Below are 16,551 nucleotides of genomic sequence, written 5' to 3'. Positions count from 1 at the left end.
AAAATGAGTAGCGTAGATATTCTGGTTCCGGATCTGCCTGAGTCTGTTGCTGATGCCACTGTGGCAGTCTGGCACAAAAAAGAGGGTGACCGTGTTGAACGTGATGAAGTGCTGGTTGAAATCGAAACAGATAAAGTTGTGCTGGAAGTGCCTGCCAGTGAGGCGGGTGTTTTAGAAGCCATTTTGGAAAAGAAAGATGCCACTGTTCTGTCCCGTCAGCTTCTTGGTCGTATCCGTTTGGGCGATAGCACCGGCAAGCCGGTAGAAATAAAAGAAAAAACAGAAGCAACTTTGGCGAAACGCCAGACTGCCGGTTTAGAAGAAGAGAGCAATGATGCACTCAGCCCAGCGGTCCGCCGTTTGATTGCAGAGCATGATCTTGATGCTAAAGCGATTAAAGGTAGTGGTGTTGGTGGACGTATCGTCCGTGAAGACGTGGAAAAATACATGGCTGATAACGAAAAAGTGGCTAGCAAGCCAGCAGAGGCCCCTGCTGCTTCTGTCCAGGATTCTCTGTTGCCACACCGCAGTGAAAAACGTGTTCCAATGACTCGCCTGCGTAAGCGTGTGGCTGAACGTTTGCTGGAAGCGAAAAACAACACAGCGATGTTGACAACGTTTAATGAAGTTAACATGAAGCCGATTCAGGAAATGCGTAAACAGTACGGCGAAGCGTTTGAAAAACGCCACGGTGTGCGTCTGGGCTTTATGTCTTTCTATGTGAAAGCGGTGGTCGAAGCGCTGAAACGCTATCCGGAAGTGAATGCTTCTATTGATGGCACTGATGTGGTTTACCACAACTATTTCGATATCAGTATTGCGGTATCTACACCGCGTGGCTTGGTAACGCCGGTACTGCGTGATGCGGATGCACTGAGCATGGCTGAACTCGAAAAACGTATTAAAGAGCTGGCTATCAAAGGCCGTGACGGTAAATTGACCGTCGAAGAGCTGACCGGCGGTAATTTCACGATTACCAATGGTGGTGTATTCGGCTCTTTAATGTCTACGCCGATCATTAACCCGCCACAGAGCGCGATTCTTGGCATGCATGCCATTAAAGATCGTCCGATGGCGGTAAATGGTCAGGTAGAGATCCTTCCAATGATGTACCTAGCATTGTCTTATGACCACCGTCTGATTGACGGGCGTGAGTCTGTAGGCTTCCTGGTGACCATCAAAGAAATGCTGGAAGATCCTGCACGTTTGCTGCTGGACGTATAGCAACATAATAAGGGCGGATACGCGCTAATATCTGCCCGGTCTGAAGTAAACAAATGTATATGTACAGCTAGTCTTTTCTTTGGACTGGCTATATCCAGAGCAACAAAAAAATTAAGAGAGCAATTTGCTCTTCTCAGACTAGATTATGGATAGAACATCATGAATTTACACGAGTATCAGGCAAAACAGCTTTTTGCACGGTATGGTTTACCCGCTCCGGCTGGTTATGCCTGCACGACACCGCGTGAAGCAGAAGAAGCTGCATCTAAAATCGGCTCTGGCCCTTGGGTGGTGAAGTGCCAGGTTCACGCTGGCGGTCGCGGTAAAGCGGGCGGCGTGAAAGTGGTTAACAGTAAAGAAGAAATTCGCGCTTTTGCAGAGCAGTGGCTAGGTAAACGTTTGGTTACTTACCAAACAGATGTGCAAGGGCAGCCTGTTCGTCAGATTTTAGTGGAAGCGGCAACTGATATTGCGAAGGAGCTGTATCTCGGTGCTGTGGTTGATCGTGGTACACGTCGTGTAGTGTTTATGGCTTCTACTGAAGGTGGTGTTGAAATTGAAAAAGTTGCGGAGGAGACACCGGAACTGATTCATAAAGCGATTATCGACCCGCTGATTGGTCCTATGCCTTATCAGGGGCGTGAACTAGCATTTAAATTAGGTTTAACTGGTAAACAAGTCAGCCAGTTCACTAAAATTTTCTTAGGGTTGGCAAATCTATTCCTGGAGCGCGATCTGGCTCTGGTTGAAATTAACCCACTGGTTATCACTGCTCAAGGTGATTTGATTTGTCTGGATGGCAAACTGGGCGCTGATGGTAACGCACTGTTCCGTCAGGCTGAGTTGCGTGAAATGCATGACCCATCTCAGGAAGATCCTCGTGAAGCGCAGGCGGCACAGTGGGAACTGAACTATGTCGCGCTGGATGGCAACATTGGTTGCATGGTAAACGGTGCAGGCTTGGCAATGGGAACGATGGATATCGTTAAATTGCACGGTGGTGCGCCAGCTAATTTCCTTGATGTAGGTGGTGGCGCAACCAAAGAGCGTGTTACAGAAGCGTTTAAGATCATTCTGTCAGATGAAAATGTGAAAGCGGTATTGGTTAACATCTTTGGTGGTATTGTTCGTTGTGACCTGATTGCTGACGGTATTATTGGTGCGGTGGAAGAAGTGGGTGTTCACGTACCGGTCGTAGTTCGTTTAGAAGGGAACAATGCTGAGCTGGGCGCGAAAAAACTGGCTGACAGTGGTTTAAATATCATTGCTGCAACCAGCCTGACAGATGCAGCTAAGCAAGCAGTAGCCGCAGTGGAGGCAAAATAATGTCTATTTTAATTGATAAAAACACCAAAGTTATCTGTCAAGGTTTTACCGGTAGTCAGGGTACTTTCCATTCAGAACAAGCGATTGCTTACGGTACCCAAATGGTGGGTGGGGTAACGCCGGGTAAAGGTGGTACTGAACATCTAGGGTTACCTGTTTTCAATACCGTTCGTGAAGCGGTAGACGCAACAGGGGCAACGGCTTCTGTTATCTATGTTCCTGCGCCATTTTGTAAAGATTCTATTCTGGAAGCGATCGACGCTGGTATTAAACTGATCATCACGATTACGGAAGGTATCCCGACTCTGGATATGCTGGCGGTTAAAGTGAAACTGGATGAAGCCGGTGTGCGTATGATCGGCCCTAACTGTCCGGGGGTCATTACGCCAGGTGAATGTAAGATCGGCATTATGCCGGGCCACATTCATCAAGCAGGTAAAGTTGGCATCGTTTCCCGCTCAGGAACACTGACTTATGAAGCGGTAAAACAGACGACTGATGCCGGTTTAGGGCAATCTACTTGTGTTGGTATCGGCGGCGACCCTATCCCCGGTTCTAACTTCATTGATATCCTGAAATTGTTCCAGCAAGATCCACAAACAGAAGCCATCGTAATGATTGGTGAAATTGGTGGTAATGCGGAAGAAGAAGCGGCGGCTTATATTAAACAGCACGTCACTAAGCCAGTTGTTGGCTACATCGCAGGTGTGACTGCGCCGAAAGGTAAGCGTATGGGCCATGCTGGTGCCATTATCGCAGGTGGTAAAGGAACGGCGGACGAAAAATTTGCTGCTCTGGAGTCGGCGGGTGTGAAAACTGTTCGTAGCTTGGCAGACATTGGTGATGCGGTGAAAGATTTACTTGCTGGCAAGTAAGCGTTAATAAGAGATGCTTATCTATGAGGCCACTATGAAGTGGCCTCAGACCGTTAAAAAGCTGGTTAATTTGATATCGACACTTTTCTTTGCAGGTTATTATCACCGACCAGAATGCCACCGGCAAAAAGCACAGCGTCTTCAGGTAATAATTCATGTTGGCTATTTGTCTTTTCTAAGACAAAATTATACACGTTTGATGGTTCCGATTTTCTCTGTTTAACTGAATTAAGGGTAGTTTGACCATCACGTGTATGTATTGTATCACCGTCCTTAAGGTCTTCGGCTTTGACTATTCCTCGTAATGTTGAGACAGGATGTGTTGGCGTCAGTGAAACCTGTTCACCATTATTGTAAATTAAATCAATAAATTCAGTATCGTGACCGACAATACGGCTTTTTACTTGCAAGATACCGCCTTGTTTTGTTAAAACTTTATCGCCTGGGCGTATATTTTCAACTTTCCATTTTGAGCCGTCAGCCATATCTATTAATGTGCCTTCTGCAATACAACCATATTGGATTTGAAGGGGTGGATAAATGAGTTGTGACGCGCTCTTCTCACTACCGGGGTTATTGGTATAAGAAAACAGCACAGGAAATATGTTATCACCTTGCATTGTTACAATAGTAGCCTGTAGGTCTAGTATATATCTTTCGTTATTTTTCCAGCATATTGGTCCAAAATCAGCATAACCTGTGTTTTTAGAAAATTCCCACGATAAATTTGTATTATTGCCTATGCGACGATCATTATTGACTTTTTTATGTTGCCAAAATGTATCTTCATTTATATCTCTTGCTAATTTACATGCGCCGCCAGTATCGAGACCGACCAATGTCAAATCTATCGTTGGTGAAATCCCTTGAGCTGCTATAGGTTTCCTATTTTTATCAATGGCGATAGGGTTCTTGAATGTAACATTACCTATTATTTCCAGCTTGATTGTTGACTTATCATTTGGCTCACCTGGCGACGTAGGACCGTAATCACATTCACTAGGAGCTCCTGGTTCAGGGTTTGCTCTATTTAAGCAAACGATTATCGGTTTATCGTTCTCGTTCTCTGGTGATGGTGAATTATTTACATAAGTTGGCGCTTTGTTTTCCATACTTTGAGGAAAAAAGTTGCTAAAAGAATTTTCAAGGTCTTGCAGCGGTAGTGACTTCTCTACTATTGGCGCGTTATTGAGTGGTATCCCATTTATTTCCCCTTGGAAAAAGGAAATAGCTTGATACGTATTATCATGTTGTCCAAAGGTGGCAAAATTATATTCTGGGGTGGATAGTACAAAGTTCCGTACCCCATTATTCTTTGTATTTTCGTGTACGGATACATGTAGTGTTTTAACATTCTGGTTGTCAGAGCTAATAATTGAGAGGCCGCCCTGTAACTTTGCCTCTCCAGCGTTAGTTTCAATTGTATTGCTGTTTGAAATATTAGAACTAGGAAAATATAGGGAAGCAAAAACAGTAGCTGAAATTGATTTGTTATTTTCGGAAAATACTATTCTAGGATGACTAATATAATTTTTTGGCTTTGTAACCGAATCTTGTATTTCAAGTCGTTGTCCATTCTTAAGTAATGCATTTTGGTGTACTTTCATAGTTTCGATATCTTCAAAAATATCAGGATGTGTCTGTTCTGTAATATGATGGGATTTTAATAATGCGATATATCCTTTCTCGTTTTGCGGTTGAGTTAAATCGATCAATGTGGGTTTATTAGATTCAAGACTATTTAAGAACTGGGACATAGCCTGGCTTTCTTCGGCAGATAACTTAATTTGGGTATCAGCAAAGCATGATATTATAGGGGAAAATAGCATGATGAAAAAAACAAATACTTTGTTGTATAGAGTCATAATTTTATCCTGTGAAACAATATAGGTTTTGTAAGGAATTAATTACATGTGTTTTATTTTTGAGTCAATATAATATTAACGCATTACTGCTTTAAATTGATAATTTGTAAATTTTTTAATTTACTTTTGAAATTATGAGTAAGATGAGTAGTAAAGATTCTTACTATAGCAACTGACTGCCTTCTGAAAAATCACACTTATTAGTTGAATCCGCCATATATAATATTTTTAAAGTATAGGAAGAATAGATACTAAAGGTGGTGCTATAATCGTTTATATAATTAATAGCTCTTTGTAAAAGTTTGTCAAGTTTCTCATGTCAGATTGTTAATAAATACCACTATTTTTCTCGTGGGACTCTTTATTTCACTTTATTAAGTGCTATTGCACTATTCTTCTGGCTTTCATTTTAGAGAAAACCGGTTGATGCTGTGGGGCGAAAAGAAGTACGCCCGGCGAAAGGAGACAATAGAATAGAGTCTTGCGGATGCGAAGCCGCATTATGGACACCATTATGCTCATTTCCTAGGCTTGCTGAAAGTCCAGATACTGTGTTTGTTGGCAGTAATAAATAACCCAAATGCGCTATTTAGAAATTAGTGCTGACTAAAAAGTCAGCACTTTGTCATTAATCTGAGAGATTAATTTGATATCGACACTTTTCTTTGCAGGTTATTATCACCAACCAAAATGCCACCGGCAGAAAGCACAGCATCTTCAGGTAATAATTCACTTTGGCTATCTGTCTTTTCTAAGACAAAATTATACACGTTTGATGGTTCTGATTTTCTCTGTTTAACTGAGGTAAGGGTAATTTGGCCATCAAGTGTATGTATTGTATCACCGGCCTTAAGGTCTTCGGCTTTGACTATTCCCTGTGATGTTGAGACAGGATGAGTTGGCGTCAGTGAAATCTGCTCACCATTATTGTAAATTAAATCAATAAATTCAGTATCGTGACCGACAATACGGCTTTTTACTTGTAAGATACCGCCTTGTTTAGTTAAAACTTTATCGCCTGGGCGTATATTTTCAACTTTCCATTTTGAGCCGTCAGCCATATCTATTAATGTGCCTTCTGCAATGCAACCATATTGGATTTGAATGGGTGGATAAATGAATTGTGCAGCGTCCTCTTTACTACCGAGGTTATTGGTATAAGAAAATTGGACAGGAAATGTGTTATCACCTTGCATTGTTACAATAGTAGCCTGTAGGTCTAGTATATATCTTTCGTTATTTTTCCAACATATTGGTCCAAAATCAGCGTAACCTGTGTTTTTAGAAAAATCCCATGATAACTTTGTATTATTACCTTTGGCAGGGTCATGATTGACTCTTGTATGTTCCCAAAATATGCCTTCATCTATTCCTCTTACTTTACATGCCCCTCCAGTATTAAGACCAATTAGTGTCAGATTTGCCTCTGGTTTTACTCCTGGAACCGCTGTAGGCTTCCCTTTTTCATCAATCGCGATAGGGTTATTGAATGTAATATCACCTATTATTTCCAGCTTTATTGTTGGATTACCGGGTGATGTTGGACCATAATCGCATTGACTAGGCGTTCCTGGTTCAGGGTTTGCTCTATTCAAGCAAACGATTACCGGTTGCGTTAATGGATTCTTTACATGAGTTGGCGCGTGGTTCTTCATTATGTGAGGCTGAAAGAGTTTAAAAGGATTTTCTAAGTCTGTCAGTGTATTTGACTTAATTAATATTGGTTTATTATTGATAGGTATCCCGTTTTTTTTCCCTTGGAAACGGGCAACAGCATAAATAGAATCAAGTTTCTTCAAGGCAGTAAGATTATATTCCGCGGTACCTATTGAAAAGTCCCGTATTTCTGTGTCGATTGCCGTTCCATGTGCGTTTATGGGGGTTGCTTTGACCTTCCCCTTTTTGTCTGTGCCAAGAACTGTGATGCCACTCTGTGACGATGTCTCTTGAGCGTCAGTTTTAATGGTATCGTTGCTTAAAGTAGTAACAGGAGGAAAATATATGGAACTAAAAACTTGAGCTGAAACTGATTTGGAATCTTCGGAGAGTACTATTCTGGGAATACCAAAATAATTTTCTGGCTCTGTAGGCGATTTCTCTAATTCAAGCGATTTTCCACTCTCCTCACGTGTTAGCTTCTTCATAAGCTCGATATCTTTAAAAATATCAGGATGTGTCTGTTTTGTAACACCATGGGAACGTAATAATGCAATATATCCTTCCTCATTTTCTCGTTGAGTTAAATCTATCAATGTCGGTTTATTAGGTTCAATCTTCTCTAATAGCTGAGATATAGCTTGAAGTTCCTTGTCAGATAACTTAATTTCGGTATCCGCATAGCTGGATATTATCGGGGAAAACATCATGATGAAAAGAATAAATATTTTTCTGTATAGAGACATAATTTTATTCCATGAAGTAATAGAGGATTTGTAAGCAATAACTCACATATATCTTGTGTGCGAGTCACGGCATATCAATAATAATACTAAAATATTACTATTCACTGAATCTTAAACTGATAGTGATAGTATGTTAATATTGTAATTTCATTTGTAAGTTATGATTAAAACAAATAGTAGATATGCATAAGAATTTCTCCAGTTAAATAAACAGTTGCAAGAATATACGTCATTCTGGTATTACAGGGTAAAAGGGATACTAAATAAAGATGGTATTATAACTAATAGCCCTTTGTAGAAAATTGTCAAGTTTCCCATGTCAAGTTGTTAACAAACTCCACTATTTTTCTTGTAGAGATTTTTTTAACTTCATATTGTTTCGTATCGGCAAAGCTTCATTTCTATCCACAGGAATCTGCGATAAGCTGGATGTCTTACTCACTACAGGCATAAAAAAACATGGAGTGATGCTGAATCTCAGTTACCGATCTTGAAGTTTTAATAAAATAAGATACGGAGCCATACGGCCCCGTGTTACTACAATTTATCGTCAGAAACGCGGGTACTCTCTATTTCTTCCTGTAACTTGTTTCGTTTCAAGTTCCAGAGTGAATCTTCTGGCATTTGGACACGAATATCTAAACGACAATATTCGGGAATATCACAGGGTTCCCCATCGTGGTAGAACACCTGTTTTCCATGGTCATCAACAGATTTGAGTCGCCAGTTTTGAAATCTTTCAGGTAAATGCGAATGTTGGCGGTGGCAGATTTCAATGATAATAGAACCGTCAGGTTCGACATTATCATCAACAAAAATCAACTCAAGATTATTATTATTTTGGGGAATAGAAATACCGCCATGCACACCCCAGGCGCCATCAGTGTTATAGCCTGAGATATTTGATATACGGTATATTCCTGTTTCTTCTTTCCTTACTTCTGCACCCTCTGATTCTTCGTTAGTTGAAAATGTGCCATCAGGATAGATTTCTATTATCGGAGAGGATATTTTTAGGTATCCATTAAAATCTGGTTTGGCATTAATATTGTCCCAAAATTTACGTGTAAGTTTATAATATTCATTTATATGATCTGTGCGATATGTATCGCCAAAATGGGTAAAAATCAGCCTGTGGCTCCATACATCGTCTTCCTCTTCGTTTGATTTACCATTTATATTGCTAATTCTTAATTGAACGCCACCATTGCCACGTGGCAGCCCATATTTAGTCAGGAACAACGCGGAGGGGTTAAACCCGGAACAACCATTATGTAGATTTTCCAATCCATCTAGATCACCGTGTTTCATTGAATGTATTACATTATCTGTTGATATCGCTCCTACATCCTCAGCATTAATAGTAATATCCCCGGTTAATACTTTCCCATTTATTTTTCGGGTATTGGGTACTTTCTCATTAATGTTTTCATGCAATGAATTTATTTCTTTCTGAACAAGCTTTTGCGTCGCTGCCAGCGTGTCATTATCGCCAATTTCATTTGTTAGTTGAACAATTCCCTTTTGGGTTAATGAGGCATTGGGAATTTTTGCTGTGGTTACTTTTTCTAACGCTTTATTTAACTGCACGGTGAGTTTATCTCTATCTCCATCATCCAGAACATCCTCACTAGATTGTGTCGCAATAAAATCAGCCACCACCGATGATATGGTTGACGATTGACGCAATACCTTATTTAACAAATGAATGTGAGGGTTGATGTCACCTGCTGGAATTCCCTTTTGCAAATGTTCATTAATTTCATACTTTTCTTGGCTCACTACATTAGCATCGTTGCCGAAAGAAAAAGATTTAAAATCATTTTTTTGATTCATAAATACTCCTTAAATAAAATAACATTATTTTATAATCAACATATTGAATTATTGAAAAATACTTCAATAATTCATATCAATTACAGTCTAGTTCAGTTGATTAATAATTAAATGTTCTTATAACTTAAAGGATTAACTATTTTTAGTTAATTGGTGAAAATAAAAAATTCAACATTTGAAAACTATTGTTTTCTCTTTATTTATTTTGTAATCCATACTCAATAATATCTGTGTTACCTCGTAATCAATTTACAGTGAAAAGATTGATGAAGTAAAATTTCATGCAAATTTAATTTCGGAATAAATGACCAGAAAAAATAATTATTCATTTAATGAGTGTATATACACCAAACCTTAAGTTTCTCAAAAATTCCATTTAGACCAGTTAATGTTTGGTGACTGGCGCGAACTTGGAAGTGTCAGTCTGTGGGAGTCGGGATACTAAGTCATTATCCTAAGTTTGGTGAGGTTTGTCACAAGGAGGAAGTTTAGTTTTCAAGCTGCGTGCCATTATTGCTATCTGAATGACAGTCAAATGGTGGCTATCTCACTGCCAATTCAAAGTTAATAACAATATTTTCTTAAGGATGAAAATAAGAAGTTAATTTTAAAAGTCATTTCACAGCAATATGGAAATCAACAATTATCTAAAGAAACAAATAATTAACAATATGCCAACCAAAATGAAATAATAGACAAAGCAGTTAACACTGACCAGAAAAAAATTATTAAAATCAAGTTATTACTATAGCATTATTTTTCTAATTTGCTTAAATTGATCCTGATCAATAAGTCCCCATTAAACAATAACCGCAATTATTGATCTATATTCAGAATTCTAATCTGAATCACGTAAAACCTATTTATTGTATGGGAATATAAGCGTACTATACTATTAGTCTAATTAGGTTTTTAATTCACTTGGTAATGAGTTGTTATTTTAAAGGCATTTATTGCTGGTAGTTATAAGGTTTCCGTTTTAGAACCCTGAATAGGTTCTTGTACGAAGCCAGGTTGCCGCAAGCCGGTGCTTTCCTGCTAGGAGCAAGGAGTCAAGATGTTTGATATTGTCGAACTGTCACGATTACAGTTTGCCTTAACTGCAATGTATCATTTCCTGTTCGTTCCGCTAACGCTTGGCATGGCGTTTTTGCTGGCGATCATGGAAACGGTATATGTGCTCTCCGGTAAACAAATTTACAAAGATATGACAAAATTCTGGGGCAAGTTATTTGGTATTAACTTTGCTCTGGGTGTTGCAACAGGGTTGACCATGGAGTTCCAGTTCGGGACTAACTGGTCATACTTTTCTCACTACGTCGGTGACATTTTCGGCGCGCCTCTGGCGATCGAAGGTCTGATGGCGTTCTTCCTGGAGTCCACATTCGTCGGTTTGTTCTTCTTCGGTTGGGATCGTCTCAGTAAAAAACAGCACTTGGCGGTAACCTGGCTGGTTGCTTTAGGCTCTAACTTCTCTGCACTTTGGATTCTGGTTGCTAATGGTTGGATGCAAAACCCGATTGCTTCTGATTTCAACTTTGAAACCATGCGTATGGAGATGGTAAGTTTTGCTGAATTGGTACTGAACCCGGTTGCTCAGGTGAAATTTGTTCATACCGTTGCAGCGGGTTATGTGACAGGGGCGATTTTTGTTCTTGGCATCAGCTCTTACTACCTGCTTAAAGGCCGTGATATTCCATTTGCTAAACGTTCATTTGCGATTGCTTCAAGTTTTGGTATCGCGGCTGTGCTGTCTGTTATTGTGTTGGGTGATGAATCTGGTTACGAAATGGGCGATGTACAGAAAACTAAGCTGGCCGCCATCGAAGCTGAATGGGAAACCCAGCCACCGCCGGCAGCTTTTACACTAATAGGTATCCCAGATCAGGATAAAATGGAAAACAAATATGCCATTCAGATCCCTTATCTTATGGGGCTGATTGCTACCCGTTCTGTTGATACTCCGGTTATTGGTCTGCGCGATCTGATGGACCAGCATGAGCAGCGTATTCGTAATGGTATAAAGGCTTATCATCTGTTGGAAGAATTGCGTGCAGGTAACACAGACCCAACTGTTCGTACCGCATTCAATGAAAATAAACAAGATCTGGGTTATGGCATGTTGCTGAAACGTTATACCAGCAAAGTGACTGATGCCAGTGAAGAGCAGATCAAAGCAGCCGCAAAAGATTCTATTCCTCGTGTTGCACCGCTCTATTTTGCATTCCGTATCATGGTTGCAGCAGGTTTCCTGATGTTACTGTTGATCGGTCTGGCGTTTTGGAGTGTTATCCGTGGCCGTATTGGTAAACAAAAATGGTTACTACGTGCAGCACTGTACAGTATTCCATTGCCGTGGATTGCCATAGAATCAGGCTGGTTTGTGGCGGAATATGGTCGTCAACCGTGGGCAATTGGTGAAGTTCTGCCAACTGCGGTGGCGAGTTCAAATTTAGCAGCCGGCGATATCCTGTTCTCTATGGCGCTGATTTGTGGTCTTTATACCTTGTTCCTGATTGCGGAAATGTTTTTGATGTTCAAATTTGCCCGCCTTGGCCCAAGTAGCCTGAAAACGGGTCGTTATCATTTTGAACAGAAAACAACTTTAGCACCTGAAGCTCAGTAAACAGGAGTCCACTTATGTTTGATTATGAAGTACTACGGTTTATATGGTGGCTGCTGATTGGTGTGTTGCTAATCGGTTTCGCGGTAACTGATGGTTTTGACATGGGCGTGGGTGTCCTGTTACGCATCATTGGTAAAAACGATACTGAACGCCGCATCATGATTAACTCAGTAGCACCACACTGGGATGGTAATCAGGTTTGGCTGATCACCGCTGGTGGCGCATTGTTCGCAGCATGGCCGACGGTTTATGCCGCCGCGTTTTCTGGCTTTTATGTCGCCATGATCCTGGTGTTATCCGCGCTGTTTTTCCGTCCGGTTGGTTTTGACTACCGTTCCAAACTGGAAAACCGTAAGTGGCGCAACATGTGGGATTGGGGGATATTTGTCGGTAGTTTTGTTCCGCCATTAGTTATCGGTGTTGCATTCGGTAATCTGTTACAAGGGGTGCCGTTCAACGTTGATTCTCAACTACGCCTGTTCTATAGCGGTTCGTTCTTCGGATTGCTAAATCCATACGGTTTATTGGCGGGTGTGATCAGCCTGATGATGATTGTGACTCAGGGGGCAACTTATCTGCAAATGCGTACTACCGGTGAACTGCGTCTGCGTTCCCGTGGCGCAACTTATCTCTGTGCGCTGGTGACAATGGTTGCTTTTCTGCTGGCAGGTATATGGCTGATTTATGGTATTGATGGTTATGTTGTGACTGGCGGCTTGGATACAATGGCCCAGTCTAACCCATTGCATAAAGAAGTTGCTCATCAGGCGGGCGCCTGGATGACCAATTTTAATCACTATCCGTGGTTGTGGGCGTTACCGACACTGGGTGTTGTTTCTCCTCTGCTGACGATATTGATGACCGGTATGAATCGGGCAGGATGGGCATTTCTGTTCTCTTCACTGACCATTGCTTGCATCATTTTGACCTGCGGTGTGACGATGTTCCCATTTGTTATGCCATCAATCACTAATCCAAATGTCAGCCTGACAATGTGGGATGCGACTTCAAGCTTGATGACGTTGCGTGTCATGTTTGTGGTTGCACTGATTTTTGTCCCAATTATTCTGGGATACACCATTTGGTGTTACTACAAAATGTTTGGGCGTTTGGATAAAAGCTTTATTGAAAATAACAAACATTCACTGTACTAAGGAGCACAGAGCATGTGGTATTTTGCTTGGATTCTCGGAACGCTCTTGGCTTGTAGTTTCGCTATAATCGCAGCCTTAGCACTTGAGCATAATGAAGAAGAAAAAGCCACTAAAAATGGCGAGAAGTCGTGTTGATAGATAAATATTATCGGCTAATGGATAAAGGCCCTGTTCGGGGCCTTATCCTTATTATGGCATTAGTGTTTGCTGCTTGTGTATTCTGGGACCCCGCTCGTTTTGCGGCTAATACCAGTTCATTGCAGATTTGGCAAAGTATTTTGCTAATATGGTCTGTATGTACAGGTGTGACTTTTGGGGTGGGTTTTCAGCCAAGAAATATTGTCTGGCGTATCTTTTTTTCTCCTCTACCGGCATTCTTGATTGTGATTTGGGGTTTGTATCATTTCTTTGTGTGTTAATTTTGCATGTTATGGGGCTTTTAACCCATAAATTTTTTATTTGCACATTATTCCAAAGCCTCATTGTCTTGAGTATAGTGGCAGCGTTAATTCGCCTTATGTAGGATTGAAAGTGAGTAATACGTTGTTCCGGTGGCCGATCCGTATTTATTACGAAGATACAGATGTAAGTGGGATAGTTTATAACGGTCGTTATGTCGTCTTTTATGAAAGAGCACGTACTGAGATGTTACGTCAACATGGAATTCATCAACAGCGTTTACTTGATGAACAAATTGCATTTGTTGTTCGGCGTATGGTGGTTGATTACCGTGCCCCAGCCTTGCTTGACGATATGTTGGAGGTGCAGAGCGAAATTACCGATATTCGTAGAGCGTCTTTAACATTTACTCAATGCATTGTTGATGGTAATGGAACAATTCTTAACAGCGCAGAAGTGTTGATCGCCTGCGTGAATACATCTCAAATGAAGCCGATTGCGCTTCCAAAGTCTATTGTCGCGGAGTTTAAGCAGTGACTGACATGAACATTCTCGATTTATTCCTGAAGGCGGGCCTTTTGGTACAGCTGATCATGCTTATTTTGATCTGCTTTTCCGTTGCTTCATGGGCGATCATTATTCAAAGGACTAAAATTCTCAATACAGCAACTCGTGAGGCGGAAGCGTTTGAAGACAAATTCTGGTCGGGTATTGAATTATCACGCTTGTATAAGGAAAGTCAGTCGCGTCGGGATTCTTTAGGTGGAACGGAACAAATTTTTTATTCTGGGTTCAAAGAATTTGCCCGTTTGCGCCATGCAAATAATCATGCTCCAGAAGCGGTAGTAACCGGGGCCTCACGTGCAATGCGCATCTCAATGAATCGTGAATTGGAATCGTTGGAAAGTCATATTCCATTTTTGGGCACGGTTGGTTCAATTAGCCCATATATCGGTCTGTTTGGTACGGTTTGGGGGATTATGCATGCATTTATCGCGTTAGGTGCGGTAAAACAGGCCACTCTCCAGATGGTAGCACCGGGTATTGCAGAAGCGTTGATTGCAACAGCGATTGGTCTGTTTGCGGCGATTCCGGCAGTTATGGCATACAACCGCTTGAATCAGCGTGTTAATAAGCTGGAGCAAAATTACGATAACTTTATGGAAGAGTTTCTGGCTATTTTGCATCGTCAGGCTTTCGCTGCTGAAAATAAAGCAGAAAACAAATAGTAAGGGGGGAAGCTATGGCACGCACTCGCACTCGTAGTCGCAAGCGTGAGCTGAAATCCGAAATCAATATCGTTCCCTTACTGGACGTATTGTTGGTTCTGTTGCTGATTTTTATGGCAACAGCCCCGATTATCACTCAGAGCGTAGAAGTTGATCTGCCGGATGCGGTAGATTCTAAAACGGTTTCCAACTCCGACAATCCACCGGTAATCGTGGAGGTTTCAGGTGTTGGTCAATACACCATGATAATTAACCATGAGCGGTTGGAACTATTGCCTGAGCCGCAGATTATTGCGGAAGCGCAGGCACGAATAAAAGAGAATCCAAAAACCGTTTTCTTGATTGGTGGTTCGAAGGAAGTGCCTTACGATGAGATTATTAAGGCACTCAACATGCTGCATCAGGCAGGTGTGAAATCCGTTGGTTTAATGACTCAGGCTATCTGAGTTTAGCCGGCAGTTGCTGTTATTTGAAAATCTTGGATATCGAGCGTGGGAAAGACAAACGGGCAAAACAATAAATTAAATCGCGCTGTTATCGTTTCGGTTGTGTTGCATATTATTTTGATTGGGTTACTTATTTGGGGGTCCCTGACACGAAAAACTGAAATGGGTGGCGGTGGTCAGGATGGTTCTGTTATTGATGCTGTTATGGTCGATCCGAATGCGGTAGTACAACAGTACAATCAACAGCAACAACAACAGGTTGACGCTGAACGTGCAGAGCAGTTACGAAAGAAGAAAGCGGAACAGCAGGCAGCCGAATTAAGGGAAAAACAGGCTGAAGAACAGGAACGTTTAAAAGCGGTAGAAGAAGAGCGAATTAAAGTGCAACAGGCCGCGGAAGAACAGAAAAAGCAAGCTGAGGAAGCCGCGAAAAAGGCCCGTGAAGAGCAAAAATTGGCAGAAGAAGCGGCAGCTAAAGCCAAAGCTGAAAAAGAAAGATTGATTAGAGAGCAGGCAGAAGCACAAAAGAAAGCCGAAGCGGAAGCTAAAAAAGAAGCTGAAGCCTCTGCTGCTAAACAAAAAGCTACAGAAGAAGCGAAAGCTAAAGCGGAGGTTGAAGCAAAAGCCAAGGCTAAAGTTGAAGCGGATGCTAAAGCCAAAGCGGAAGCAGATGCAAAGGCTAAAGCCAAGGCCGAAGTTGACGCCAAGAAAAAAGCGGCTGCACAAGCGGCCAAACAGGAAAGTGAAGTTGATGATTTACTGGGTGGTTTAACCTCTAATGCACCAAAACAGCAGGGAGGGGCTTCTGCCGCCGGTAAAGGTGGTGGCAAGAAAAGTGGAGCTTCAAATGCCGATATTAATAACTATCTAGGGCAGATCCAGATAGCGATACAGAATAAGTTTTACGATGCGGACATGTATCGTGGACGTACCTGTACATTACGGATTAAGCTTGCTCCTGATGGCTTGTTAATTGATGTAAAACCAGAAGGGGGGGATCAGGCATTGTGTCAGGCTGCGGTAGCGGCGGCTAAGCAAGCGAAAATACCGAAGCCACCAAGCAAGGAGGTTTACGAAGTGTTTAAAAATGCTCCACTTGATTTCAAACCACAATAAAGTTGTTATTGAGAAGTTATTAATAACAAACAAAACCATTCAATGTTATTAAG

At 41.4% G+C, this 16,551-nt stretch carries 14 protein-coding genes and 1 pseudogene; 12 read left to right on the top strand and 3 right to left on the bottom strand.

The annotated features are described in order from the left end of the window. Positions 1-3 precede the first annotated feature (3 nt). The 3 genes from odhB (at position 4) to sucD (ending at position 3,425) form a co-directional block, all read left to right on the top strand. Complete coding sequence (gene odhB / locus KZ793_RS00825) at positions 4-1,224, top strand: 2-oxoglutarate dehydrogenase complex dihydrolipoyllysine-residue succinyltransferase (protein ID WP_225812689.1); 1,221 nt, start codon at positions 4-6, stop codon at positions 1,222-1,224. A 159-nt stretch (positions 1,225-1,383) separates the two neighbouring features. Beyond that, the gene (gene sucC, locus KZ793_RS00820; protein ID WP_225812688.1) at positions 1,384-2,550 is read left to right on the top strand and encodes an ADP-forming succinate--CoA ligase subunit beta; all 1,167 of its coding nucleotides are present in this window, start codon (positions 1,384-1,386) and stop codon (positions 2,548-2,550) included. After that, complete coding sequence (sucD, locus tag KZ793_RS00815; protein ID WP_225812687.1) at positions 2,550-3,425, top strand: succinate--CoA ligase subunit alpha; 876 nt, start codon at positions 2,550-2,552, stop codon at positions 3,423-3,425. Before sucC ends, sucD begins: the two co-directional genes overlap by 1 nt. Before the next feature lie 65 nt (positions 3,426-3,490). On the opposite strand, the gene KZ793_RS00810 is transcribed toward sucD, so the two are convergent. Next, on the bottom strand, positions 3,491-5,290 hold the full coding sequence (locus KZ793_RS00810) for a Hint domain-containing protein (RefSeq protein ID WP_225812686.1): 1,800 nt from the start codon (positions 5,288-5,290) through the stop codon (positions 3,491-3,493). A 417-nt stretch (positions 5,291-5,707) separates the two neighbouring features. Here KZ793_RS00810 and KZ793_RS00805 point away from each other — a divergent pair. Further along, a pseudogene (locus KZ793_RS00805) lies at positions 5,708-5,854 on the top strand (IS5/IS1182 family transposase); the annotation flags it as partial. Between the two features lie 77 nt (positions 5,855-5,931). Here KZ793_RS00805 and KZ793_RS00800 read toward each other — a convergent pair. Continuing rightward, positions 5,932-7,692, bottom strand: a complete 1,761-nt coding sequence (locus KZ793_RS00800; RefSeq protein WP_225812685.1) for a Hint domain-containing protein — start codon at positions 7,690-7,692, stop codon at positions 5,932-5,934. 537 nt (positions 7,693-8,229) lie between these two features. Further along, positions 8,230-9,528 (bottom strand): phage tail protein, encoded by a 1,299-nt coding sequence (locus KZ793_RS00795; protein ID WP_225812684.1) that lies wholly within the window; start codon positions 9,526-9,528, stop codon positions 8,230-8,232. Between the two features lie 1,057 nt (positions 9,529-10,585). Here KZ793_RS00795 and cydA point away from each other — a divergent pair. The 8 genes from cydA (at position 10,586) to tolA (ending at position 16,498) form a co-directional block, all read left to right on the top strand. After that, positions 10,586-12,154, top strand: coding sequence for a cytochrome ubiquinol oxidase subunit I (gene cydA / locus KZ793_RS00790; protein WP_225812683.1), 1,569 nt, complete (start codon positions 10,586-10,588; stop codon positions 12,152-12,154). A 14-nt stretch (positions 12,155-12,168) separates the two neighbouring features. After that, positions 12,169-13,308, top strand: coding sequence for a cytochrome d ubiquinol oxidase subunit II (cydB, locus tag KZ793_RS00785; protein WP_225812682.1), 1,140 nt, complete (start codon positions 12,169-12,171; stop codon positions 13,306-13,308). A 12-nt stretch (positions 13,309-13,320) separates the two neighbouring features. Next, positions 13,321-13,443: a cytochrome bd-I oxidase subunit CydX gene (cydX, locus tag KZ793_RS00780; protein WP_225812681.1), complete on the top strand. Its 123-nt coding sequence runs from the start codon at positions 13,321-13,323 to the stop codon at positions 13,441-13,443. Continuing rightward, positions 13,437-13,727, top strand: a complete 291-nt coding sequence (gene ybgE, locus KZ793_RS00775) for a cyd operon protein YbgE (RefSeq protein WP_225812680.1) — start codon at positions 13,437-13,439, stop codon at positions 13,725-13,727. Before cydX ends, ybgE begins: the two co-directional genes overlap by 7 nt. A 112-nt stretch (positions 13,728-13,839) precedes the next feature. Then, positions 13,840-14,244, top strand: coding sequence for a tol-pal system-associated acyl-CoA thioesterase (ybgC, locus tag KZ793_RS00770; protein ID WP_225812814.1), 405 nt, complete (start codon positions 13,840-13,842; stop codon positions 14,242-14,244). Continuing rightward, on the top strand, positions 14,241-14,936 hold the full coding sequence (tolQ, locus tag KZ793_RS00765) for a Tol-Pal system protein TolQ (RefSeq protein WP_225812679.1): 696 nt from the start codon (positions 14,241-14,243) through the stop codon (positions 14,934-14,936). The genes ybgC and tolQ overlap by 4 nt, the downstream gene beginning before the upstream one ends. Before the next feature lie 14 nt (positions 14,937-14,950). Continuing rightward, positions 14,951-15,382, top strand: a complete 432-nt coding sequence (gene tolR, locus KZ793_RS00760) for a colicin uptake protein TolR (protein ID WP_225812678.1) — start codon at positions 14,951-14,953, stop codon at positions 15,380-15,382. A 45-nt stretch (positions 15,383-15,427) separates the two neighbouring features. Next, the gene (gene tolA / locus KZ793_RS00755; protein ID WP_225812676.1) at positions 15,428-16,498 is read left to right on the top strand and encodes a cell envelope integrity protein TolA; all 1,071 of its coding nucleotides are present in this window, start codon (positions 15,428-15,430) and stop codon (positions 16,496-16,498) included. Positions 16,499-16,551 lie beyond the last annotated feature (53 nt).

Source organism: Photorhabdus antumapuensis (assembly GCF_020387775.1).
Lineage (GTDB): Bacteria > Pseudomonadota > Gammaproteobacteria > Enterobacterales > Enterobacteriaceae > Photorhabdus > Photorhabdus antumapuensis.
The sequence above is the reverse complement of the archived record's forward strand: the minus strand, read 5'-3'. Positions and strand labels throughout refer to the sequence as shown.

Coding starts and splice junctions, on each gene's coding strand:
- odhB (WP_225812689.1), top strand. CDS start 4: ATGAGTAGCGTAGATATTCTGGTTCCGGATCTGCCTGAGTCTGTTGCT.
- sucC (WP_225812688.1), top strand. CDS start 1,384: ATGAATTTACACGAGTATCAGGCAAAACAGCTTTTTGCACGGTATGGT.
- sucD (WP_225812687.1), top strand. CDS start 2,550: ATGTCTATTTTAATTGATAAAAACACCAAAGTTATCTGTCAAGGTTTT.
- KZ793_RS00810 (WP_225812686.1), bottom strand. CDS start 5,290: ATGACTCTATACAACAAAGTATTTGTTTTTTTCATCATGCTATTTTCC.
- KZ793_RS00800 (WP_225812685.1), bottom strand. CDS start 7,692: ATGTCTCTATACAGAAAAATATTTATTCTTTTCATCATGATGTTTTCC.
- KZ793_RS00795 (WP_225812684.1), bottom strand. CDS start 9,528: ATGAATCAAAAAAATGATTTTAAATCTTTTTCTTTCGGCAACGATGCT.
- cydA (WP_225812683.1), top strand. CDS start 10,586: ATGTTTGATATTGTCGAACTGTCACGATTACAGTTTGCCTTAACTGCA.
- cydB (WP_225812682.1), top strand. CDS start 12,169: ATGTTTGATTATGAAGTACTACGGTTTATATGGTGGCTGCTGATTGGT.
- cydX (WP_225812681.1), top strand. CDS start 13,321: ATGTGGTATTTTGCTTGGATTCTCGGAACGCTCTTGGCTTGTAGTTTC.
- tolR (WP_225812678.1), top strand. CDS start 14,951: ATGGCACGCACTCGCACTCGTAGTCGCAAGCGTGAGCTGAAATCCGAA.